The sequence below is a fragment of the Halegenticoccus tardaugens genome (assembly GCF_004116405.1).
Taxonomy (GTDB): Archaea; Halobacteriota; Halobacteria; order Halobacteriales; family Haloferacaceae; genus Halegenticoccus; species Halegenticoccus tardaugens.
Genome location: NZ_SDIC01000002.1, coordinates 524889 through 548284, shown reverse-complemented (window position 1 = coordinate 548284; position 23396 = coordinate 524889). Strand labels below are relative to the sequence as shown.

Here is a 23396-nt window from a genome sequence, read left to right as displayed (position 1 = left end):
AGCAGCAGAACAACTAGCTCTTCGACCTGCTTACTCCTTACCTAGACATTGTCCCTCAAGCCATGACAGTAATACATTTGTTTGAAAAAATGATAGGATCCCGTTCACTAATAGTAAACGGGGTTTCAGGTACTGAATTGTTGAGTGCGAGAACGAAGGTGAGAATCCGAGACCTCTCGACAGAGAAAATACGTCACATTCATAATATTCAATCAGGATTAAGAATTACTACAAGTTACCGCTGGAGCAAAAGCCTAACCGAGAGGCACGAGCCTGCTTCGATCATGTTATCATTACTCGTTCACTAGATCGAACGCTTAGTCAGCAAGAGATTACAAAGTTAGGTCTGTAATGGTAATATGAGTTGGTATCGGCAACGCTCGAACGAAGCAGAAACGGTACTCATGTGCATTCGGTTTGAGAGTGTGAGTTCCAGATTTCTAGGCAATTAGAGACTTGGGCGAGTTACGCGTATGCAATGCTGAGCTCAAGTTCGTTAGCGATGCTTCGAAGCAAACCCGGGATTTCGATCTCGAAGTATTCACCATCCATCCTGTGAACGGGGCCACCAACCGCACAGGCACCCAACACGTCTCCCTTGGGGTCAGACACGGTTACAGCGGCAGCTTGGAGGCCAATCGTTGCCTCCTCAATGCTCAAGGCGAATCCCTGTTCACGAATTCTTTCTAATTCCTCAAAAAGGCGTTCTTCATCGGAGATTGTATTCTCGGTCGCCTTCGGCAAACCGTGCTGGTCAATGATTTCCCGTACACGCTCGTGAGGATACTCCGCTAGGATCGCTTTTCCCGCGGCGATTTGGTGCATATACAACCGTTGACCAACCCGCGACCGGGTGGGAACACCCTGTTGTCCGACTTCACGGAAGAGGATAACGGGCCGTCCGTTCTCCTCGGTGGTGAAGAACGCTATTTCGTTCGTCTCTTCAGCAAGTTCTCGTGTTTTCTCCTTGATGATACGGTAAGCTGGGACCTGACTTCGGACGAATCCTCCGAGATCAAGGAAACGGAATCCAACGCGGTAGATATCGCCTTCCTTCGCTACGAAGCCGAGTCGCATAAGAGTAGTTAGGTGCTTGTGAACTGTCCCCTTCGAGAGCCCGGTATCGGCGGCGATCTGCGTTACCCGAGCACCGTTACGTGCTTTTAGTGATTCGACGATAGTGAACGTCGTTTCGACGGATTTGATAGTATCTCGCTTTTTTCCATTCGTCCGAGAGCGCTCATCATCCTTCATCATTGTTCGTGGGGCTAGTCTGGGTGTTCAAATATAAAGTTTTCCATGGTCGAACATAGAGATACAGAGTTTCGCGCTGGTTGCTTTCTCATTGACTGTAAGGAGGACTCAACAAGACGAGAATCGGCGGGATCCGACAGTTTAAGAGGGTTCTCTTCAGTGACATAGGTATGAAGTTGGGAGTCGGCATTCCAGCCAAGGCGACCGACCAGTACCGCATCCCCCCGGACCGCGCAGTGCGGTTTGTGAAAAAGGCCGAAGAGTACGGATTCGACGGAGCGTGGGCACTTGAACATTTGACGCGCCCGCCTTCGTACAAGACATCGTTCCACGATCCACTTACGACGCTCGCGACGCTCACAGGAGAGACAAAGCGTATCAACCTCGGCACGAGCATTCTCATCCTTCCGATGCGTCATCCGGTCCTCGTTGCCAAACGCGCCGCCACGATTCAGTACTTTTCCGAACAGCGGCTAACGCTCGGACTGGGTCAAGGGTACATTGAGAAGGAGTACAACGCGGTCGGCGTTCCCTACAAGGAGCGACACCGGCGATTTACTGAGGCACTCACGCTGTTGTACCGACTATTGAACGAGGATGAAGTCACGTTTGATGGTGAGTTCTATCAAGTCAAGAATCTCCGCATCGAACCGAAGTCGTCGCGGTCTCCACGGATCCTCTCAGCTGGCGGAGGGCGAGAACGTGATGGGGAGTGGAAGGTTTCACGGGCGGTGAAAGAGCGTATCAACACCCTTGACGGTTGGGTTGCGTCCTCAAGTGCCTCCGTAGAGAAAGACTGGGCAGAGATCTCCACATACATCGCAGAGAATGGTGGGAACCCGAGTGCCACAGACCGCGTTGCTCTCCAACACATCCACGTCGTGCCTGGAGATGATGGAGACATAGTACGGGAAAAGCAACGCAAAGCGTTTGCAGATTTCTTGACGCCTCAACGCGGCGTTGAGTGGGCGGAGAAGTACCATCCAATGGGGACGATCGACGAGATTGTTGAACGGCTGCGTGAGTACGAGGCCGCGGGTACCGATCAGGTCATCCTCCACCCCGCCGCCAATGAACCTCGTGAACTTGATCGGCAACTGGAGCTCTGGAACGACCACATCCTCGCCCAGTTCTCATAGCCAGCAAGGATCGAAACGAAACATCTACTCGAAGCACACGGTCTTATACCGACTGAAACCCTGAATCAACACATGCTTGAGATAGGCGATGAACCACCGGACTTTACGGTCCCCATGGCTTGCGGTAACGCATACAACGACGTGAGTGAGTTCCACCTCGCGGAAGTGATAGACGAGGGCATAGTCGTCTTAGCGTTTTTTCCAGCCGCATTCACTGGTGGCTGCACCGAGGAATTGTGCTCATTTAGAGACTCGATGAGGCGCTTCAACGAATGTAACGCCAAGGTATATGGGATCAGCGTAGATCTTCCGCCTGCGCAGAACATCTTTATCCAGCAGCTGGGGCTGAATTTCGCCCTCTTGAGTGACTTCGAACAGAATGTAATTGAGGCGTACGGAACTATTCGTGAGGAGTTGTATGGTGTTCGCGGTGTCGCACGACGTAGCGTGTTCGTCATCGCCGACGGGACAATTCAATATCGATGGGTCCGGTGCAACGATGAGCGCCCAGACTACACAGAACTGGTGGCGACTATCGGCGAAAAGGTTGAAACGCTTGCTTGACGGTGGGTTTGCTGAATTCACCGAAAAGTACAATAGAATATAGGCGAACCACTGCTACACCACTTTCACAGTTACCATGATTGCCCCCTTATCACGAGCCGACGGTGCGTTCAACCTGAAAGAACTCTTTGAAAAGAGCTTGCGCAAATATCAACACCGGACCGCGGTCATCTTCGACGAAATCCACCTTTCCTATGGGGTGCTCGACCAGCAGTCGAACGCTCTCGCGAACGCGCTGGTTGCCAAATACGAAGGGAAGGAAGAAGAGAAGCGCGTTGCTATTTTGATGGAAAATAGACCGGAATACGTCATATCTGAACTTGCGGTCACGAAGGCTGGCATGACAAAGGTGCTCTTGAATAGCATGCTCGAGCGAGATGAGATTGAATATATTCTCAACGACTCGCGTGCGAACATCCTCATCTGCGGCCCAGACTTTGTCGAGATTATCTCGCAGCTTGCCTCCTCGCTCGAACATCTTGAGACCGTCGTCTGCGTTAACGACGACGTGGAAGACCAACCGAACAGGTTCGTCGCACTCGATGAATTCTACAGAGGATACACCGAAGACGTCCCTCCAGACGTAGATGTCTCGCCAGACGACGTTGTATTCCACGCATACACAGGCGGAACAACTGGGAATCCAAAGGGCGTATTACACACCCATCGAAGTCGGGCAATGCTGTACTATTCTGCTCTCGCTGAGCTCGATATCTCTGAAGACGATCGCCTACTCTTCACCACCCCACTTCCACATTCGGCGGGCTCCTTCTTTCGGAGCTCGCTTCTCATAGGGGCGACCTCAGTTGTGCGATCCGGATTTGACATGGATCAGATCCTCAACGATATTGAGCAGCATAGGATTACCTGGACATTCATGGTACCGACAATGATCTATCGATTGCTCGATCATCCTGAAATCGAGTCACGCGATCTCTCCACACTTGAGACGGTTGTATACGGTGCAGCACCCATGACACCGGCTCGACTCACAGAAGGGCTCGACCGATTGGGCCCAATCTTCAAGCAATTTTACGGCCAGACCGAGATTCCAAATCTCATCACTACTCTCGGGAAAGAAGAACATAAGACCGCCATCAGGCACGACGAAGAAGAGCGTCTTTCCTCGGCCGGTCAGCCGTGTCTCATGGCAGATGTGAAAATCGTAGATCCGGATACCGGGGAACCACAAACCCCAGGAAGTCCGGGCGAAATTCTAGCAACCGCCCCGTATGTAATGGAAGAATATTTTGAGCGGCCAGAGATGACGCGAGAGACGTTAGCCGGCAAGTGGGTGCGGACGGGCGACATCGGAAAGCAGGATGAACAGGGGTATGTGACGTTACTCGACCGAATGAGCGACGTAGTCGTGACCGGTGGAATGAACGTCTACACCAATGAGGTTGAAGACGTATTGGCGGACCACCCCGCGGTACGAGATGTCGTTGTCATCGGCGTTCCGGACGATGATTGGGGAGAAGCTGTAAAGGCTCTCGTCATCCCCAAGGACGGACACAGCGTCGACGAGGCCTCTGTCATCTCGTACGCAGACGAGCGGCTCTCCCGCTACAAGAAGCCAAAGAGCGTCGACTTCCTTGAGTCGTTTCCGAAGACGCCATACAGCAAAGTCGACAAGAAGGAGCTTCGAGATGCATACTGGGAGGGTGCTGAACGGCAAATCAATTGACAGAGTGCGTCTTAAAACTCCGACTGATAGTCCGTAAGGTCGGCATAGTCCTCACGGAGCGGGCCAACGAACATGACGGTACATGACTCCTCGGGTGGTTCTGCACAGTGGGGGACGTTCGGAGGGACGAGAAACACATCGCCCTCGGTTACTGAAACAGTCTCGTCGCCGATCCGGAACTCCCCCTCCCCCTCAAGAACGAAGTTGATCTGTTCCCACGGATGGGAGTGAGGCTCGGCCGTCTTTTCCGAGGTGATCGTTGTGAATCCGATCAACGTATCGATCCCGCGAAAATAACGCTGCGATACGCCCTTGCTCCGCTCGTGGACGGGCATCTTGGAGATGTTGTAGACTGACGGAACCTTATCGGCACGGTATGGACGAACCATACGGAAGCAACGATGAGACTCGTCATTAGTTCTTCGTCTCGTGTACGCGGCGGTCGCACACACTTTTTTGCACCCCATACATGGGGTCAGGTGGTACGTTTGGTCACGGTACTCACTCCGGAGTGACGAATTCTTTAATACGCCAGGGTGGAATCTTCGAGTCACATGCTAACGCCCCTCGATAACGAGTGGTTCGCAACGGCCTGCGACGCAGTAAATGACGACAATCAATTCGCCCGACTTAGCAAGCACTTCAACGCGACGTTGTTATTGGAATTCGGTGACGATCAATACATTGTCGATGCTACGGGTGGATCCATCGACCTTCGCGAGATTGACCCCCGGTTCACGGCCTGGGACATCGCGATACGTGCCTCGGTTGAAACCTGGGAAAAGATGCTCGACGAGACGCCACCTCCGCTGTACCACGACCCCCTTGCGACCTGGCTAGAGGCTGGAGATCTCAACATCGAGGGCGACCTGCCGCTCGCGCTCCGACACACCTCCGCAATAAAGCGACTGTTCACCGTATTTAGACGCGTTCGAAACGGCGAATCAGATAGTCCCAAAGAGGAGGCATCGCTCCCACCACATGGGACCCACGAGCCAATCACCGGGCGCTACGTCTGGCTTGATGTCCACGATGAAACCTACCGGACTCACTACGAAGTCGCTGGAGACGGCGATATTCCCCTTGTCTGCCTGCACACAGCCAGCGGCGATGTCCGTCAATGGCGTCATTTGCTAAACGACGCCAGCCTCCACGATGATTTGACGATCTACGCGTTCGATATGCCATGGCATGGTAACTCCTATCCCCCTCTATCAAGAGAGTGGTGGATCAAGGACTATACGCTCACTGGTCCGTTCTTCAAAGACTTCATCATGACGTTCGTAAGAACGCTCGGTCTCGATTCGCCAATCCTCATGGGTTGTTCGATGGCAGCGAAGGTCGTCCTTGAACTCGCCATTGAATACCCCGACGAACTCGAGGCGGTAATAAGCGTTGAAGGAGCAGACCACCGTCCGCGATCACGGGACTTCGGCTACCTGTCCCGTCCGGACATCAATCAAGAAGTCGTCCGTCCAGAGTGGACCTACGCGCTACAGGCGCCTCAAAGTCCAGAACGAAACAAGCGTGAATCGTGGTGGATTTACAGTCAGGGTGGCACCGATGTCTATGTCGGTGACCTCCCATATAGTGGAACCATGGACATCCGCGAAGAGATAAAGACCGTCAATACCGACGAGTGCGGCGTCTACTTCCTAACTGGGGAGTATGACTTTTCGACTACTCCCCAGGAGACGCGTCGGACCGCGGAGAAAGTCGACGGTGCATACCTCGACATCATGGAGGGCGTCGGCCACTTCCCCCAGATCGAGAACCCCGACGTGTTCAGGCAAGCACTCACACCGGTATTCGAAGATATTCTTGAGTAAGGCCACGCGAGTGAGGGAGGAAGGAGCTGTGCAGGCGACGTTCGGCTGGATTCTCCCCTGTCGCAACATATACGATACCTCACTTCTTGGAAACAATATGCAAATCGCCATTATAGGTGCTGGTGCACTTGGTACGTTGTTCGGTGGGATGCTCGCAGACAGTGGAGAGACCGTTTGGTTGCTCCACCACGACGAATCAGTGACGCAGAAGATGAGACAAGAGGGCGTCCAAATCCGTAGCATGGATGGGAGTGAAGAGCTCTCTGTCGGGCCTGGGCAAGATAACCTCAACGTAACGACGGAGGCAAGCGACGTTGGCATTGCCGATCTCGTGCTTGTGTTTGTGAAATCTTATCAGACGATAACGGCAGTGGAACAACATAAAGACTGTATAGGCCCAAAAACGTACGTTTTGACATTACAGAATGGTCTAACGCTCCGACGCACGCTTGAAGTGGTTGTTTCTGGCGATCGCATCCTCACAGGAGTAACCTATCAGAGTGCGAAGGTAGTCTCACCAGGAATCGTCCAGCGTACCGGAACAGGGGAGACAGTCGTCGGAGGACCGAATGAGTTGTTCACGGGGCAGGTTGCCGAAGGTCTTGAGAGGGCAGGGTTCAACGACGTTACCGCCGTCAGCGATCCACGCCCCCACATCTGGGATAAGCAACTCGTGAGCATCGCATTCAAACCGGTTGCCGCGCTCACAGGCCTGCCGAACGGCGAATTGGTAGCAGACGAATTGATAGCTGCGCTAATGAAGGAACTCGTCGAGGAAGGACTGGCAGTCGCTGAATCTCGTGGCATCGACATCCCGACAGACGATGTCTTTGAGAAAGTTCGAGCTCTCGGACGGCAAAATCCACAGCACAGGTCGAGTATGCTTCAAGATGTCAACTCGGGACGGAAAACGGAGATTGGGGATGCGAATGGTGCGATCGTGAAATTTGCGAAAGAGGAGGATATCGAGGTTCCCTGCAATGCCGCTGTGACGAGTCTTGTTGGAGGGCTTGAACGAGGGTACCTAGAGGAAGGGACCTAACAATCAGGAACTGGCCTCTCACTCAGACTTTTACCTGTATGCCTCAATAGGCGGTGTGAAGGAGTCAATCAGCGTAGACTTAGACGCTAGACCACGGATTCCATGTTCAACCTCTGGACCAACGACGAATGTATCGCCGGCTTCCAGCGTCGCTTCGTGATCGCCGAACAGTTCAATGCGTCCTTCAATAACGAATACCCCTTGGTGTGTCTCATCGTGTGTATGAGCAGGGAAGACAGCCCCCTCCTCGACCGTGTAGTGAACCAACATGAGCGTCTCGTCGAACGAGAGTACTCGACGAGTGATGCCCTCATACGCTTCTTCTTTTTTAAACGGATTACTCCAGTGAGTAAGATCCATGAGAGTATGCAGGGAGGCGACACTCATAAAAAATCCGATGGTAGCAAAGAGCGTAGCGTGCTCAGTACTCCTTAACGGCTTCCTCGTCCACTTCAAGCACGTTCCCGCGCAGCGTGTCTAATTCGAGGCCGTACTCAGGATCCGACTTTGGGTCGTAGATCCCCTTTGCTTCGCCAACGAGGTGTTCGACCCGCGTGATAAGCGTCTCGCGCTCGATTACGTACATTTTCAGCCGCTCGTCACCAATGGCTTTTATTTTGTTGTGAGCGCCCGCTGGGAGGTAAACGACCTCAAATGGGCCTGCTTCGATGCTATGGGCCTCTCCGTCATGATCTTTATACGAGACTTCTACGTGGCCTTCGAGCGGCATGTAGGTCTGGTACATAATCGGGGTGTGAGTATGCCACGGAATTGCGGCGCCAGGATCACCTTCGATGTAGGCAATGTGGAACTCGTTCGACCCGAATGGGCGTGTGACGATATCGAATTGCGGTTCGTCACCCGCGAGTTCGTATTCTTCTCCTTCAGGATGGAGGCTGTATCCGCCTAATTTACGCACGTCTACCTTGAACCCCTGTTGCGGAGGGAGGTTCGTGAAATTGATATCTACCATGCGACGAGTTCACAATCTTCAGGATCTATTATAAAGGTACTCAAACCAGCCGAATGGATGATAACTTTGAAAGATCAGGCTAAAATCGATTCGAAGTTGCAGACGTCCACTGTCTAATCGTCGATTCGCGCACAGATGGTCTTCACCTGCGTATATTCACGGAGTGCCTCAAGCCCCTTCGCCCGACCAAGGCCACTCTGCTTGTAGCCGCCGAAGGGCGTTTCAATGCCACTGGCAAACCACTCATTGATGTACACTTGGCCTGCATCAACATCTCGGGCGAACCGGTGGGCTTTCCCGATGTCTGACGTGAAGACTCCTGCGACGAGCCCATAGTCGCTCTCGTTGGCGATGGCGAGCGCCTCCCGTTCGTCACTGAAGGTAATGACGACCAGTACCGGTCCGAAAATCTCCTCTCGCGCGATGCGTGCTTCAGGGTTGACGTCGGTGAACACGGTCGGTTCGACGAAGTAGCCTTTGCGATCAGGGATGGACCCACCGATGACCGGATCGCTAGCCTCTGCTCGCCCGATGTCGATATACTTCGTTACCTTCTCGAATTGAGCTGCCGAGGCGAGCGGACCCACATCAGGATTTTCGACCCCAGGGCCGATCGTCAACTCATCTGTGTGCCGAGCCAACTGTTCGATGAACTCGTCATGAATCGACTGGTGGACGATGGCTCGCGACCCGGAGGTACACACTTGGCCCGTATTTCGGCTGAAGATCGACCGAACTGTGTTTTCAATAGCGTCGTCAAGGTCAGCGTCGGGAAAGATGACATTCGCGTTCTTGCCCCCAAGTTCGAGGTGAACGTGTGCTAGCTTTTCACTTGCCTGCTTGGCTATCTGACGGCCTGTCTCAACGGATCCAGTGAACGTAATCCCCTCAACATCAGGATGAGTCACCAGTGGTTCACCCGCATCTGGACCAAACCCGGTGATAACGTTCAATACGCCAGGGGGGAGCCCTACGTCAACAGCGAGTTTCGCAACTTCGACCGCGGTAAGCGGCGTTTGCTCTGCGGGCTTGGCAATCGCGACGTTTCCGGTGACCAGCGCAGGGGCGATTCCGCGACCGAGGATACCAATAGGGAAGTTCCACGGAACGATGTGAGCTGTCACACCGAGTGGTTCGCGAACGGTGTAATCGACGTACTCTCGCGTCCGGGGAATGGAATCTCCATGAATTTTGTCGGCTACGCCGGCGTAGTATTCGAAGTAACGAGCACACCGTCGGACATCAGTCAACGCTTGGGAAAGCGGTTTGCCGCTGTCAAGGGTTTCAATATAGGCGAGTCGGTCCTCATCGGCCTGAATCGCCTCAGCGATTGCACTGACGATCCGGCCACGCTCTGCCGGAGGCATCTTCTGCCACTCATCAAGTGCTGCGATGCTGTCTGCGACGGCGTCATCCACATCATTAGCATTGCCGGCAGCTACCTCAGCTATTGGGACCTCCGTTGCTGGATCGATCGTTTCGAACGTCCCGCCGTCAGCCGGTTGCATCTCTCCGTCGATAAAGTGTCCGTACGTGTCGCTCACTTCGAACTGGTCGGCCATATGAGTATGCGAGCATGCAACAACAAAGTAGGTTTCGGGGACCTGAACGATAGATATAAGCTGTATTTGGTGGAACCACCCAGACATGCGTGCTGTACGTTACCACGAGTTCGGTGATCCCTCGGTTCTTCGGGTCGAAGACGTCGAAAAGCAAGCACCCAGTAACGGGGAACTCCTCGTTGAGATCAGAGCAGCCAGCATTAATCCCGTTGATGCCAAGCGCCGTCGCGGGAGTTCAAATCCTCTTCCCCAGATTACTGGCTCGGATTTCGCTGGCGTAGTCGCAGAGGTCGGTGATGACGTTTCGGAGTACTCAGTGGGTGACCGAGTATTTGGAACGGGCCTCCACACAGAACGCTTTCACCAGGGATCTGCCGCAGAGTTCGTCACCGTTCCCGTGGATATCATCGCTCCGCTTCCTGAGGGAGTCTCCTTCGAAACAGGCGCGGGCGCCGCGCTTGTCGGCGTGACGGCCTGGCGAGGGTTACTCGATCACGCGAGTCTCGATCCAGCAAACACCTGTCTTATTCACGGGGGCAGCGGCGGTGTCGGCCACGTCGCGGTGCAACTTGCTGCCGAAGTCGGTGCAACAGTCATCTCGACGGCGGGTACTCAGTCTCACCGGGATATTGTGCGGGAGCTGGGCGCCGACGTCGTATTTGATTACGGCCGCGGTGACTTAACCGAGGCGGTCCGTGACCAAGCGCCAGCCGGTGTGGATGTAGTGTTCGACCATCGAGTCCATGAATACTTCCAGTTGGACGTAGATGTCGCCGCCTTTGGCGGATCTGTTGTTATTTACGGTGGAGGGTCCGCTACTATTGCCGACTCCGCGGTTGCGCGAGGAAAGGAACTCACCGTCTCAACGATGAGTATGTCGAATCTTGCGGTGTCGGGGGAGCTATCCCAAATGACGACAGTACTTAGGAAGGTCGCCCGCCTCCTCGAACGTGACGCCCTTACCATCGAAGTCGCTCGAACCTACAATCTTGACGGGGTCGGCGAGACCCACCGGGCGGTTATGGAGGACAGCTTCGTCGGAAAGCTCATGATTAAGCCGTGACTTTCAGGTCCACTGTATAGTTTCACACCCGCTCCCCAAAAAAGAAAAGGAAGCAATAGAAAGCTATATGTTTGTGTGGGAATCACACGCATTCGTATGCCTTCGAAAGAGCGGATTAGCCGCAGAAATGTGCTCCAGACGGTAGGAGCTGCTGGGGTATTGGGAATAGCTGGATGTACAGGCGGTGGCAATGGGGGCGGTGGAGGTGACGGTGGCAATGGAAGCGGTGGCGATGGTACATACTCGTGGACACTCGGTACCTCAGGCGAGGAAACGGGTACGCATGCGGTCGGTGTCGCGTTTAGCTCCGTCCTCGACAAACATTCCGATATGGTCTCGGTCAATCCACGGACAACGCCCGGAACAACCGCAAATCCACAAATGATGTCCGAAGGACAAATTGATATCGGACAAAGCACCGATATGAACGGTTGGCGTGGAAACCGCGGATTGGACCCATATACGAACCCAAAACTGGAGACCACGCTATGTCAATCTATTTCATGGATGACCGTCGACATTATAATGTTCAAGCGAAAGGGCGACAAGCTGAGCGACGTCGAGACGGTTAATGACATTCCCTCGGACGTTTCGATGACATGGGGTCCGCCAGGTGCCAGTGGGTATTCGGTTGCACAAACCGGCTTCAAGATCGCTGGAGCTGGAGGTCCAAATGATTACAATCTCAAGAATATGGACTTTGGCGACATGCCAGCAGCGATGCGGGAAGGCCGCATCGACATCGCCATGTCACTGACCGTCAACCAGGATGGCCTGCTTGGTTACGTCCAAGATCTCGACTCAACCAACGAAATCGACGTAATCAGGTGGCCATGGGATAAGCAGGCAGTCGAGAACTACAATACACCGCTATCGTACGCCACGATCTCTGCTGAAGGGTTCAGCAATGACCTCTCCTACGAGGAGTTCCCTGCTCTTTCCACGGGGTACAGCACATATTTCACCCCGGATCACCCAAAGGAAGCTACCTACGAATTCGTAAAGACCTTGATGGATAATAAGAAAGAGGTCCGTGATTATCACAGCGCTCTTGAGCCCTTCGGTCCCGAATTTGCTACCGCCTGGTTAGTCAAGGATCCCTCGGTTCCTGTCCACCCTGGTTCCGAGAAGTGGATGAAGGAGGAGAATGTCTGGGACGATAGCTTTGCAACTCTCAAAGACTTTGAGAATTCCGAGTTCTCGAACTAACCTATCCAGCCCACATTCGATGATATTCGAGAAAGAGTTCTTCCCGAACAGTCACACCACGATGACGACCGGGGTCCGAGCACTCAACAGAATCGACTGCGTGGTACTTCCGAGAAGTGCCTTTCCAACTGATGAACACGGCGTCCGCCAATGACGGCGTACCGTACATCTTTTCCCTCCAAGTAATCATTCAGTTCCACCTTCACATCCTTGCCGACAAGGCCGACCGCCTTATACTCGGAGATCGTGTCGCCCACGATGTCCTGGACCTGCTGGACCGCAATGTCGATCAGCCGTTCACCGGTTGCCGTCGAGGTTACGCCGATATCAAGGTCAGTATCGTCGTACGCGATAACGTGGACGACATGCAGTTCGTCGTTGAAGGCATTGGCCAGGCGGTCAGCCTCTCGGAGTATCTTTTTGGCCCGTTCACTCCCGTCTACCGTCAATAACGTCCATTGGGGGAGTGAGCGGTTCGAATGGGATAAATCTGTGTACGGAACGACCAATTTTGGTGGTTAGTAGAATCGGTGCTCCACGAGGTCGGCGTTCATGTTGTATGTTGACATCCACCAGAACGTTAATGATCATACGGCACACTATCCAACTTCATGCTGAACTCTGTGACAGGCTTAGCGAGTACTTCCTCCGAGGAACGCCTAGTTGTGGTCAAGTACTGGGCGCTTCTTCTAGTCGGAATAATCACAGCGATATACCACATCTGGTTCGCCTACACGTACGCCCTACAAATGAACCTCCATCTTGTCATCAGCTTGGGGCTCATGATGTGCGTAGCAGCAATCTATTCATTCAACCCTAGAATTTCTCGCGATGATGGACTGCTCACAGTACTCGACAACTACGGCCTCATCCCAGTTGAACTCGTGGCTGCGGTCGTCGCTTCTGTCTACATGTACACCAACTACCAGCGACTCTACATCGAGAGCCTTGGCATCTTCACCGATATCGACATACTGGTGGGATTCATACTCTTGTTTCTAGTATTTGACCTTTCTCGACGAACATTCGGCTGGGTACTTGTATTGGTCGGCTTCTTTGGCATCTTTTATGCTTTGACTGCGAGCTACTGGCCTGGCATCTTCCAATCTTCGTCGCTTGACCTTCGGTCGCTCATCGCCGCGCTCACCGTACAGTTCTCCGGACTATACGACATCATCTTTGAGGTCGCCGCGACGTATATCCTGATCTACATCCTCTTCGCTGGCTTTCTCGAAGCCTACGGCGCACTTGAGTATTTTATCCGGCTCGGCGCCCGTGTTGGCAAGCGAATGAAATCAGGGATCACACAGACAGCCGTTATCTCAAGTCTCGGTATGGGTTCGGTCAATGGAAGCGCAGCCGCCAACGCCGCAACGACCGGTGCGCTCACAATTCCCCTAATGAAGGAGCAGGGGATTAAGAAGGATACGGCCGCTGCGGTCGAGGCAGTCGCATCTAGCGGCGGACAGATTATGCCGCCAATCATGGGAGCGTCCGCATTTTTAATGGCGGAAATCACAGGAACAAGCTATCTTCACGTCATCACCATTGGTCTGTTTCCCGCGCTTCTGTTTTACTTCACCGTCGCCACAGCCGTTTACTTCATCACCGATAAGGAGGGGGCGAACGCCGAGGCGATATTCGAAGGTGATATTGATCAACCATCCGACAGTGACGCGAGCAGAGCAGACACTGACGACTGGCTAAACGAGGTCTCCATTGGATCTTCAAATAAAATCAATTTGGCAGATATCACTCAGGCTACCAAAGAGTCGTCCTCGATCCTGAACACGCTCATCCGCGGCATCTACTTGTGGTTCCCTGTCGGGGTTCTCGTTTATACATTGGTCTTCCTTCGGTATGGAGCTCTGTATGCCGGCGTCTTGGCAATTGGTGCCGCTATCGTGTCTGGGCTGTTTCACAAGATGTACTTCGCCGACGAATACCGCAAAGCGTTCGTCGAGTTCGTTGCAGATACCGCAGAAGGGATGCGGCTTGGCTCGCAGAACGCTGCCGGCATCGCCATGGCTGCGGCCTTGATGGGCCTGTTTGTTGAGGTACTCAGCGTCACTGGATTTACTACCACACTCACCCAACAGCTTGTCGCACTCTCGGGAGGCATGCTGCTATTGTTGCTGCCGCTTGCGATGCTGGCGGCCATCCTCTTCGGACTCGGCATGCCGACTACTGGGGCCTACATTGTTGCTGTGCTACTAATTGCTCCAGCACTGACTGATCTCGGTGTTCGTGTTGAAACTGCCCACCTGTACGTCCTCTACTTCGCAGTCCTCTCAGCGCTCACACCCCCTGTCGCTATCGCTAATATTATCACTGCAGAAATTAGTGGAGCGAACTTCTTTAGAACTTGCTATAAATCGGTCCTCATCGGAATCCCGCTTTTCATTCTCCCCTACCTGTTCGTCATCAATCCAGATATCCTCTACTGGGAGTTTCCGCTGACAGCAATCAATTTCGTCATTTTGTTTGTATCGCTCCTCGCACTCTCTGCGGCCAGCATCGACTATTTTTTCGGCAGTCTTTCACTTGTGCAACGGGTCGTCCTCGTGGTTTGCTCAGTCGTGGCAAGCCTCGGAACGGCGCTTCCACTGCCTAATATGCAACTATACGGCCTTCGAGTCACCGCATTTGCCGTGATTTTGGCCATCTTCTTCTTGCAGATATTCCGCAATCGGGCGGTTTCCCCCATCGGTGAGAAGGCATAGCCGGCGTTTCCGCCGACAAAATTCCTTCATCCTCCTCGGTTTACAAGGGGTACACTAGAGCCGGCACATATTGAGAGTCTTGGGGACTGACCACCTAAACGTACATATAGCCGCCGCGTCCATCCTCAGTAGAAATGGAAGAATTCGATGTTGAGGAACTTACTCTCCGCGAGAACGGTCGCATTATCAAGTCCGCGGTGACCCCACGGCCCATTGCTTGGGTAAGTACCGTGAGCGAAGACGGTGTCGACAATCTTGCGCCGTACAGCTCCTACAACTACGTCTCCTCGTCGCACCCGGTTGTACTCTTCAACGCCCAATACCGGGAGAATGGCGAGTTAAAAGACTCGGCGCGAAATGCCCTGAACACGGGTGAATTCGTTGTCAATGTCGTCACCGAGCAACTAGCACGGCAGATGGACCAGACATCGGCAACACTTCCGCCAGAGGAGAGCGAGTTCGACTTCGCTGAGGTTGAACGAGCGAAGAGCAGGCGGGTGTCACCGCCACGGGTGGCCGACGCCGTCGTAAGCATGGAGTGCAACCTCTACGACTCCATTGAGATCTACGATAAGTTGATGGTTCTCGGCGAGGTCGAGTATTTCCACATCTCTGAAGACGTACTAACCGACGGTAAGATTGACATGAAGAAGCTCGACGTCGTCGGTCGCCTCGGAGGGCCCTACTACACAGCCGTCGATCGGCTCGAATTAACGCGCAACTATTGATCGGGAAACGATTACACCACACCACTCCTTTAACGAAGTATGAACGTTGACAATCGCGACCGACTTATCGACGCGTACTACCGGGCGGTCGACCAAGAGAACTACGACGCTTTTGAGCAGCTCTTCAGCGACGATGCGCACCATGTGCGGCCTGGTCAGGGCCTCCTCATAGGAGGAGGCGCCGTCCGTGAATACTATGAGCAAGAGCGATCGGTGGCACACACTGATCACCGCATCCAGCAGCGATATCACGGCGACACCGCCACGCTCTGTACCGTCGAGGTTCGTGGAAAATCATCGTCAGGTCCGTTTTCCCGCCAAGTTGTCGGCGAGTTTGACTTTATTTCTGATGAGAACCTTATCACCCGGTATTGTGTCTACCGCGGCCATTCCCACGCAGTCAGTCACGAGTGACAATGGAGAACTCCGCGAATGCAAATTCGCGCGCTGACCCATACCGTGTGTCTACCCGGTCACCACTCACATCGCCGTTTACGACCGCTTCCAATCCACCAACCATCGGCTGAAGCACCGACAGATCACGTTTCCCCATAGGTCGGTTGTGTCCGGTAACGAGCCTACCAAATGCTCCAGCCTCGTGGAGATCGCGGACACGCTGCATCGATCCGAGGTACTCAGGGAGACACGCGGTACCAAAGTGGGCAAGGAGCCGCCGATCATTACCGATCACGTCTGCACCGTAGAGCAGGCCCCGATCCCGGTCGAGAACACCGAGTTGGCCCGACGAATGGCCGGCTAGCGCGAGCAATTCAAGTTGCCGATTGCCGAGGTCAACAATATCACCTGCGTAGGCAGGCTGAACGTCACGCTTTGGGAGGATACGATACTCGCTGGGGGTAAACCCGTCCGGGAACGTCACGTCTTGCTCTTTCTCCCACCCGACGATCGCTTGGGTAGGACGGTGAGCGAGGTCATCAGAGACGCCATCGACGGCGATCGTCCCGTCTGGTGTGCATTCGCGGGGGTGTGCCGACACATCATCGAACTGGGCGGCATTGCCAATGTGATCCCAGTGTGAGTGGGTAAGAAACAGGCGTACCGGGACGTTGATCAGCTGGTCGACCAGTCCGCGGAGATCACCGACCCCGCATCCAGCATCGATCAGCAGTGCCTCCTCGTCGCCCTCAACGAGATACATTGCGTACCGATCGAGTTCCCAGATGGCGTAGCATCCATCATCGAGCACTCGGATCTCGTACCAGTCGTTGGTTGCGTTCATGACCGCCACCAAGACGAGCGACGTCTTAATAGTTCAGCGAACTTGGACCGGAGGCCGCGTCGACGACTGATCCGTTCAAGTGAGGTCCTACCTACTGACTATCTATATGGCAATGGAATGAGTTACCCGGCGCATGGAGATCAGGCGAGCAGCAAATCTCAAGACCGAGCGTCGCACAGGTGCAGTGTTCGAAACACAGGCCCACAAGCGGGCTGGTTTCTCTGAACCGTTTGACGATAAGGTGCTTTCAACTGGGGAAGTCGTCTTCGCCCCTAGGGAGCGAACAAATATCCACCAGCACACAGTTTGTCAGATGATCTATATAACTAGCGGGACAGGCATTGTTGCCACTGTGGACGAGGAATTCGTCGTCTCCGAAGGTGACTGGGTTTCGATCCCTCCAGACGAACCACACTGGCACGTCGCAACTGACACTGAAGAGTTCAGGCACATTTCTATCGTCATCCGAGATCCAGAGCACGATGGCACCGTCGCTCTCTCGGACGAATAGCTTCGGAGTGTGGCGTAGCTCTGAGACTGCTGCAAAGACCACCTTTCTCGAGGAAGATTAATACCAATGTTGGCAGAAGCGAGGGCGTGACGTCGTTTGACAATGTCGCGTATCAGTCGCTGGCGTGTGAGCTGAGATCATTCTTGACCGACCGGACGTGCTCAACGCGGTGGATGGAAAGACACTCACAGAGTTGAACCACGCGATTGAGCACGCATACGACGATCAGACGGTATATATCCTCACACCTGGCACACCTATGAGCCCCGTCGTCTCTCGAAGAACTCAATTCGTTCGTCACGTTCTCAGGGTCAAATACTCACGGAGACCAACCAGTCATCTATCGTAGGTGCTCGCTTGCGCACCGCCGTCCACAACGAGTTCAGTGCCGTTTACGAACGCACTCATGGGCGAAGCCAGGAAAAGCGCCGCATTCGCTTGGTCTTCTGGTCTTCCCCACCGCCCGACTAGAATATCAGCATCTGGGTCTCCCGATCGCCGCTCGTTATTACCGACGCGGGACCCTGTTCGCGTCGGACTAATAGCGTTCACCCGAATGCCGTGCTCAGCCAGAGCGTTAGCAGCTGTTTTCGTGAAACTGAGCACTCCGCTCTTCGAGGATGCATACGCAGCTGCATTCGGCCGTGCAACGTGAGCGGAGGTAGAGGCAAAGTTCACGATCCGACCACCGCTTGAGTACCGCATCGACGCGGCTGCTGCGCGCGTACACAGGAATGTCCCCAGAAGGTTCACACGCAGTGTCCGTTCGAACTCTTCCACCGAGAGGTCGAAGAAATCCGTCCGCTCGGTGACTGCAGCGTTGTTGACCAGGACATCCACGCCACCGAACTCCTCCTCTGCTACCTCAACCATTGCCTCAGCATCAGCCTCTGAACTCACATCAGCGGTTACGGCCATCGCCTCGGCGTCGTCACCACGTAGGATCTCAGCCGTCTGGTGTGCACGCTCCTCATTCAGATCGACGACAACAACCTTCGCACCCTCCGTAGCGAATGTCGCTGCGATCGCACGTCCAATATTTCGCCCCGCTCCCGTCACGATCGCTACGTCTCCGTCTAGCAGCCCATGGCGTGTCATTGGCTTTCAAAGTCCTCTGCTTCAGCAATCTCAATAAGTATTTCCTAGACACAGTAGCCGTAGCGTGCTCTCAGCCTGGTACGTCTACCACTTCGGCATCGTGACTCGATAGCAGTCGGTCTGATACATTGTCGACTCGCGCCCGTACCTTCGCTATGCTTTCGTAACAATCCAAGATACTGATATGCGTCCCTGGAGGAATATAGTCGATGTCCATCGAGGTCACCGCCTGCATGCGGCCATCAGCGTCAGGTATCGACGACGTAGACGGGGCGAGATTGTGCTGATTGTACGCCAGGTCGGCGATCAGCGCGTACGGCCCATCCATCGTCTCAACAACAACAGATTGCATTCCCTCGGTGTGGCCGGGAGTGAACAGCAGTTCGATCCCCTTTCGAAGCTGAGCGTCACCGTCGATGAGTAGGAGTTCATATTCGTGGAGCCGCTCAACCGTTCCCTCGATATATGCGTTCGCGACGATAGGGAGCGGATTTCTGGCGGCTACCACCTCCTTCCGCTGAACGACGAATTCGGCATTCGAGAACAGATCAATGTTTGCCGCGTGATCGTGATGGAGATGAGTGAGCACGACCATGTCGATGTCGTCCGGGGTGACACCGTGATGGTCGAGCCCAGCGCAGAGTGGCTCCGGCCCGCCACCCGGAGCCCCAACTGTCCGCCCCCGGCGTCGCATATACTCGGAGTCAGTTCCCTTAAGGCCGGTGTCGACTAAAACGACCGAATCGGTGTCAGGATCAGCAGGTAATACAAGGAACGAGAAAACGGGGAATGTGAACGTACGCCCCCGATCTATTCGATACGTAAGCGACGACTTCGGTGCGGTCAGCGCTCCACAGCAGATCGGGTGAATGGAGTACATCATCTACGAATTAACTGACGCATCCATATCGGTTGTGGTGAGGTAGATCACGCGCGGAGCCGAGAAGCGAAAGAAACGCCAGAATCACCGATTTCCACAGCGTTAAGACTGCTTCGGCGCGTGCTAACAGTATGCTCGATTACGTGGGGTTAGAGGCGGAGCTTTCTCCAGAGGAGAGGATGATCCGCGATACGGCCCGCGACTTCGTCGCCGAACGCGCGCGCCCCAATATTGGCGCCCACTGGCTCAGTGGGACGTTTCCGACTGACCTCATCTCCGAGCTTGGAGAGATAGGTTTCTTCGCACCGAACTTAGAGGGATACGGCCTTCCGGGCGTCTCAGAACTCGCCTACGGTCTGTTGATGCAGGAGCTCGAAGCGTGCGATTCAGGATTACGCTCAATGGCGTCCGTGCAAGGAGCACTTGTCATGTATCCAATTCACGCATACGGATCGGAAGAGCAGAAACGAGAGTGGTTGCCAGTCCTCGAGACGGGAGATGTTGTTGGCTGCTTCGGGCTTACTGAGCCGGCGCATGGATCGAACCCCACAGGCATGGAGACGCTCGCCGAATGCGACGACGGTGACTACGTACTGCAGGGAGCCAAAACGTGGATCACAAACGCACCCATCGCAGACGTAGCACTCGTATGGGCACGGGACAAATCAGAACCGGAGGCACCAGTCCGCGGCTTCCTCGTCGAGACTGATCGCGACGGGGTGACGACTAACGAGATCAAAGAAAAACTCTCGCTGCGGGCGTCGATCACGGGTGAAATTTCTCTTCAAAACGTCCGCGTCCCGGAGGAGAACGTGCTCCCAGACGTAAAAGGGATGAAGGGGCCCCTTTCATGTCTCACGCAGGCACGCTATGGGATCGCATGGGGCGCCGTCGGCGCGGCCCGCGACTGCTTCGAGACCGCCCGCCGGTACGCGCTGGACCGCGAGCAGTTCGGCGGTCCGATTGCGCGCTTCCAGATTCAGCAGGAGAAGCTAGCAGAGATGGCAACGCAGATTACGACTGCCCAGCTTCTCGCCTACCGTCTCGCTGAGCTGAAAGAGCGGGGAGACTTGCGCCCGCAGCACGTCTCGATGGCGAAGCGAAACAACGTGCGCACGGCGCGGGACCAAACGCGGGTCGCCCGCGAGATGCTCGGTGGCAACGGCATCACCGTCGACTACTCGCCGATGCGCCACATGGCGAACATGGAGACGGTGTACACCTACGAGGGGACTCACGACATCCACTCGCTCATCCTCGGGCAGGATCTTACTGGAATATCTTCCTTCAAATAATCACGTTCACCATCCCTCACATGTTAGACACTGATCCGGTTATTGTCCAGGCGTATCGAACCCCACAGGGGAAGTACAATGGCGTCTTTGCCGATGTCCGCAGCGAGGACCTTTCGATACCGTTGATAAACCAAATACTCGATGAAACTGGACTGGCTGGCGAGCAGGTCGATGACCTCATGTGGGGCTGCGTTCGCCAGGTCAAGGAACAAGGGAATAACCTGGCGCGTATCATCGCACTGCTCTCTAACCTCGGTGAATCCGTCCCGGCGACGTCTGTCGACCGTATGTGTGCCTCGTCTGCGCAAACGCTCATGATGGCCTCCGACGCGGTCCGTGCTGGCCAGCGGCGCTGTCTCATTGCTGGAGGAGTAGAATCGATGACGCGTGTCCAGCGTGACGTCAACGTCTGCGACATTCCCGGGATGCAAGACAACTACACTGTCGAACACCTAGAGATGGGAATGACCGCGGAGACGGTCGCCGAGCGGTATGGTATTACCCGCGAGGAACAGGATGCATATGGCGCCCGCTCGCAGCAGCGCGCCGTTGAGGCTACAGAGGCGGGCTACTTCCACGATGAAATCGTTCCCATCAAGACAGACGGTGGCACTGTCACCGAGGACGAGGGGCTCCGCCCAGACACCACCGAGGAAAAACTGGCGGAAATCCCCCCCGCATTCAAGAATGGCGGAACGGTTCACGCTGGGAATGCCTCCCAAATCTCCGACGGCGCAGCGGCCCTCATGATCACCTCTCGTGCATTTGCTGACGACTATGGGCTCGACATCGCTGCCGAGATCGGCAATAACAACGTTGCTGGCGTCCCACCCGAAGTCATGGGTATTGGCCCAATCCCAGCCTGCAAAGGCCTCTTCAAGCGCTCAGATGCCACAGTTGCTGACTACGATCTTGTGGAGTTGAACGAGGCGTTCGCATCGCAGACGCTTTACTGCCAGCGCGAACTCGGGATTTCCGATGAGCGGTTTAACGTGAACGGCGGTGCCATCGCTCTCGGCCACCCGCTCGGAGCGAGTGGCGCCCGCCTCCCAGTGACACTCATTCACGCAATGCGCCGCTCTGGCGCCGAACGTGGCCTTTCGACGCAGTGCGTTGGATATGGTCAGGGCGCTGCTATCGAGTTCATACGCCCTTGAAAGCACGATACATCGCTCATGTGCATGCGGCTGCCGGCATCATCGGCGAAGAAGGATCCATCGTGCGCATTAAGATCCGAGGTAGATAACCAGTGGCATCTGTGGAATGGCAATACCGCAATACCGTTCTGTCGCTCGTTGTGCTCGCAAACCTCGGTCAGATGGCGTCCCGACTCGTCATCAGTCCACTTGTCCCAGACATCCTTGACACATTCTCAACGTCGAAGGCCGCTGTGGGACTTGCGCTTACAGGAATGTGGGTGGCTTACGCGCTGGTTCAGTTCCCTAGTGGAGTGCTTGGTGCTCGGTTTGGTGAACGGCGAGTAATCGCTGTCTCGCTCGGCCTAATCGCCGTCGGCAGCATCTGGCTGGCAGTCTCTCCGTCGTTCGTGTTTTTCGGGTGTGCGGTATTTTTCTTGGGTGCTGGTGCGGGGCTATACTTCTCGGTAGCAGCGAACCTCCTCTCGAAGCTCTTCTCGAAGCACGGGCAGGCCATTGGGTTTACAACTGCCGCTGGATCCCTCGCTGGGCTCGTTGCGCCGGTTGTTGGAGCGTACGTTGGCACTCAGTACAGCTGGCGGGTCGCGGCGCTACTCGGTGCAGCGATCGCGCTTCCACTCCTAGTTCTGTTCAGACTGCGCGTCCGTCCGACAAGACCTGAATCTCCAAACGAGTCGCTTCGCAGGCAAGTCACACTCTCGACGATGGTCGGGTTTCTCACCGCTCCAAGCGTTGTTTACACTATCTTCCTTGCCGCCGCGGGAACGTTTGCGTTTCAGGCTGTGATCTCTTTCTTCCCAACCTTTCTCGTCGAACAGCGACACCTAACGACGCAGAGTGCCGGATTGCTATTCGGAGTAATTTTTCTTCTGTCAGCTATGGCACAGCCACTCACCGGTCGTCTTTCGGACAAAGTCGGTCACGACATCGTCATCGCCGGATCAATGCTAGTTGCGATGGCTGGTTTACTACTCCTGCTGTATGAGACGCCCTGGTTCGGAGTAGCCGGCGCGGTGCTTCTCTTGGGAATCGGACTGAGCTGGTTCCCTGTTGTTCTAAGCCGGTTTCTCTACGTCCTCCCAGACACCGATCGAAGCAAAGGATTTGGATTGGTTCGGACGGTGTACATGCTCTTCGGTGCACTAGGCAGCCTCGTCACTGGCACTGTTGCCCAAACGCAGGGCTGGATGATGGCCTACGGAGTCGTTGCCGGACTCCTGGCGTTCTCCGTACTGCTCATCGTAGTGAACCAGCTAGCCGATCTCGATCTTTGATCTGTGACCCAAGACCTAGGTGTCGGCTCCACCGTCTGACCACGCCCGTCACTGAACCTCGCAGTCCGTATCGACCAACTGAAATGGGAAGGATCAGAGGCTGTAATCGAGACGCAACGTAACGAACCGACACAAAACCGATGGTGGGGAGCCAACCGACGGACAACG

23 protein-coding genes are annotated in these 23396 nt (G+C 54.7%); 14 read left to right on the top strand and 9 right to left on the bottom strand.

What is annotated here, in order from left to right; genetic code table 11:
• Positions 1–465: 465 nt before the first annotated feature.
• Entirely contained in the window at positions 466–1257 is a 792-nt protein-coding gene (locus tag C3L37_RS06750) for an IclR family transcriptional regulator (RefSeq protein WP_129113837.1), read from the bottom strand.
• A gap of 167 nt (positions 1258–1424) precedes the next feature.
• Here C3L37_RS06750 and C3L37_RS06745 point away from each other — a divergent pair, with 167 nt between their 5' ends.
• The 3 genes from C3L37_RS06745 to C3L37_RS06735 all read left to right on the top strand — a co-directional run bounded on the left by C3L37_RS06745 (position 1425) and on the right by C3L37_RS06735 (position 4644).
• The gene (locus tag C3L37_RS06745) at positions 1425–2393 is read left to right on the top strand and encodes an LLM class flavin-dependent oxidoreductase (protein WP_129113836.1); all 969 of its coding nucleotides are present in this window, start codon (positions 1425–1427) and stop codon (positions 2391–2393) included.
• A 72-nt stretch (positions 2394–2465) separates the two neighbouring features.
• Positions 2466–2957 (top strand): redoxin domain-containing protein, encoded by a 492-nt coding sequence (locus C3L37_RS06740; RefSeq protein WP_129113835.1) that lies wholly within the window; start codon positions 2466–2468, stop codon positions 2955–2957.
• 76 nt (positions 2958–3033) lie between these two features.
• The gene (locus C3L37_RS06735; RefSeq protein ID WP_129113834.1) at positions 3034–4644 is read left to right on the top strand and encodes an AMP-binding protein; all 1611 of its coding nucleotides are present in this window, start codon (positions 3034–3036) and stop codon (positions 4642–4644) included.
• 11 nt (positions 4645–4655) lie between these two features.
• On the opposite strand, the gene C3L37_RS06730 is transcribed toward C3L37_RS06735, so the two are convergent.
• Positions 4656–5033 (bottom strand): cupin domain-containing protein, encoded by a 378-nt coding sequence (locus tag C3L37_RS06730; protein ID WP_164974696.1) that lies wholly within the window; start codon positions 5031–5033, stop codon positions 4656–4658.
• Between the two features lie 165 nt (positions 5034–5198).
• On the opposite strand from C3L37_RS06730, the gene C3L37_RS06725 reads away from it, so the two are divergent.
• Positions 5199–6473 (top strand): alpha/beta fold hydrolase, encoded by a 1275-nt coding sequence (locus C3L37_RS06725; protein WP_129113832.1) that lies wholly within the window; start codon positions 5199–5201, stop codon positions 6471–6473.
• Between the two features lie 28 nt (positions 6474–6501).
• The gene (locus C3L37_RS06720) at positions 6502–7515 is read left to right on the top strand and encodes a ketopantoate reductase family protein (RefSeq protein WP_129113831.1); all 1014 of its coding nucleotides are present in this window, start codon (positions 6502–6504) and stop codon (positions 7513–7515) included.
• 30 nt (positions 7516–7545) lie between these two features.
• Here the strand turns inward: C3L37_RS06720 and C3L37_RS06715 are convergent, their stop codons facing one another.
• The 3 genes from C3L37_RS06715 to C3L37_RS06705 all read right to left on the bottom strand — a co-directional run bounded on the left by C3L37_RS06715 (position 7546) and on the right by C3L37_RS06705 (position 10050).
• Entirely contained in the window at positions 7546–7875 is a 330-nt protein-coding gene (locus C3L37_RS06715) for a cupin domain-containing protein (RefSeq protein ID WP_164974695.1), read from the bottom strand.
• A 61-nt stretch (positions 7876–7936) separates the two neighbouring features.
• Positions 7937–8488: a cupin domain-containing protein gene (locus C3L37_RS24765; protein WP_228546143.1), complete on the bottom strand. Its 552-nt coding sequence runs from the start codon at positions 8486–8488 to the stop codon at positions 7937–7939.
• 113 nt (positions 8489–8601) lie between these two features.
• Positions 8602–10050: an aldehyde dehydrogenase family protein gene (locus tag C3L37_RS06705; RefSeq protein WP_129113829.1), complete on the bottom strand. Its 1449-nt coding sequence runs from the start codon at positions 10048–10050 to the stop codon at positions 8602–8604.
• Positions 10051–10135: 85 nt separating this feature from the next.
• Between C3L37_RS06705 and C3L37_RS06700 the strand changes: the two genes are divergently transcribed.
• Both C3L37_RS06700 and C3L37_RS06695 read left to right on the top strand, forming a co-directional pair.
• A complete protein-coding gene (locus C3L37_RS06700; protein ID WP_129113828.1) occupies positions 10136–11113 on the top strand; it encodes a quinone oxidoreductase family protein in 978 nt (325 codons plus the stop codon).
• A 96-nt stretch (positions 11114–11209) separates the two neighbouring features.
• Positions 11210–12322, top strand: coding sequence for a TAXI family TRAP transporter solute-binding subunit (locus C3L37_RS06695; RefSeq protein WP_129113827.1), 1113 nt, complete (start codon positions 11210–11212; stop codon positions 12320–12322).
• An 83-nt stretch (positions 12323–12405) separates the two neighbouring features.
• Here C3L37_RS06695 and C3L37_RS06690 read toward each other — a convergent pair whose 3' ends face one another.
• Positions 12406–12771, bottom strand: a complete 366-nt coding sequence (locus C3L37_RS06690) for a universal stress protein (protein WP_164974694.1) — start codon at positions 12769–12771, stop codon at positions 12406–12408.
• Positions 12772–12933: 162 nt separating this feature from the next.
• On the opposite strand from C3L37_RS06690, the gene C3L37_RS06685 reads away from it, so the two are divergent.
• The 3 genes from C3L37_RS06685 to C3L37_RS06675 all read left to right on the top strand — a co-directional run bounded on the left by C3L37_RS06685 (position 12934) and on the right by C3L37_RS06675 (position 16187).
• Positions 12934–15045, top strand: a complete 2112-nt coding sequence (locus tag C3L37_RS06685) for a TRAP transporter permease (RefSeq protein WP_129113825.1) — start codon at positions 12934–12936, stop codon at positions 15043–15045.
• A 134-nt stretch (positions 15046–15179) separates the two neighbouring features.
• Complete coding sequence (locus tag C3L37_RS06680) at positions 15180–15773, top strand: flavin reductase family protein (RefSeq protein ID WP_129113824.1); 594 nt, start codon at positions 15180–15182, stop codon at positions 15771–15773.
• A gap of 39 nt (positions 15774–15812) precedes the next feature.
• Complete coding sequence (locus tag C3L37_RS06675) at positions 15813–16187, top strand: YybH family protein (protein ID WP_129113823.1); 375 nt, start codon at positions 15813–15815, stop codon at positions 16185–16187.
• Here the strand turns inward: C3L37_RS06675 and C3L37_RS06670 are convergent.
• On the bottom strand, positions 16174–17013 hold the full coding sequence (locus C3L37_RS06670) for an MBL fold metallo-hydrolase (protein WP_129113822.1): 840 nt from the start codon (positions 17011–17013) through the stop codon (positions 16174–16176). The genes C3L37_RS06675 and C3L37_RS06670 overlap by 14 nt on opposite strands.
• Before the next feature lie 133 nt (positions 17014–17146).
• On the opposite strand from C3L37_RS06670, the gene C3L37_RS06665 reads away from it, so the two are divergent.
• Entirely contained in the window at positions 17147–17524 is a 378-nt protein-coding gene (locus C3L37_RS06665; protein ID WP_129113821.1) for a cupin domain-containing protein, read from the top strand.
• A 336-nt stretch (positions 17525–17860) separates the two neighbouring features.
• Here C3L37_RS06665 and C3L37_RS06660 read toward each other — a convergent pair whose 3' ends face one another.
• Positions 17861–18622 carry an SDR family NAD(P)-dependent oxidoreductase gene (locus tag C3L37_RS06660; RefSeq protein ID WP_129113820.1) on the bottom strand — a complete coding sequence of 254 codons (762 nt, stop codon included), beginning with the start codon at positions 18620–18622 and terminating at the stop codon, positions 17861–17863.
• A gap of 70 nt (positions 18623–18692) precedes the next feature.
• Positions 18693–19502, bottom strand: coding sequence for an N-acyl homoserine lactonase family protein (locus C3L37_RS06655; protein WP_164974693.1), 810 nt, complete (start codon positions 19500–19502; stop codon positions 18693–18695).
• A gap of 131 nt (positions 19503–19633) precedes the next feature.
• On the opposite strand from C3L37_RS06655, the gene C3L37_RS06650 reads away from it, so the two are divergent.
• The 3 genes from C3L37_RS06650 (at position 19634) to C3L37_RS06640 (ending at position 23228) form a co-directional block, all read left to right on the top strand.
• Positions 19634–20797 carry an acyl-CoA dehydrogenase family protein gene (locus tag C3L37_RS06650; RefSeq protein WP_129113818.1) on the top strand — a complete coding sequence of 388 codons (1164 nt, stop codon included), beginning with the start codon at positions 19634–19636 and terminating at the stop codon, positions 20795–20797.
• Positions 20798–20817: 20 nt separating this feature from the next.
• Positions 20818–21954: a thiolase family protein gene (locus C3L37_RS06645; protein ID WP_129113817.1), complete on the top strand. Its 1137-nt coding sequence runs from the start codon at positions 20818–20820 to the stop codon at positions 21952–21954.
• A 92-nt stretch (positions 21955–22046) separates the two neighbouring features.
• Positions 22047–23228 carry an MFS transporter gene (locus C3L37_RS06640; RefSeq protein ID WP_129113816.1) on the top strand — a complete coding sequence of 394 codons (1182 nt, stop codon included), beginning with the start codon at positions 22047–22049 and terminating at the stop codon, positions 23226–23228.
• Positions 23229–23396 lie beyond the last annotated feature (168 nt).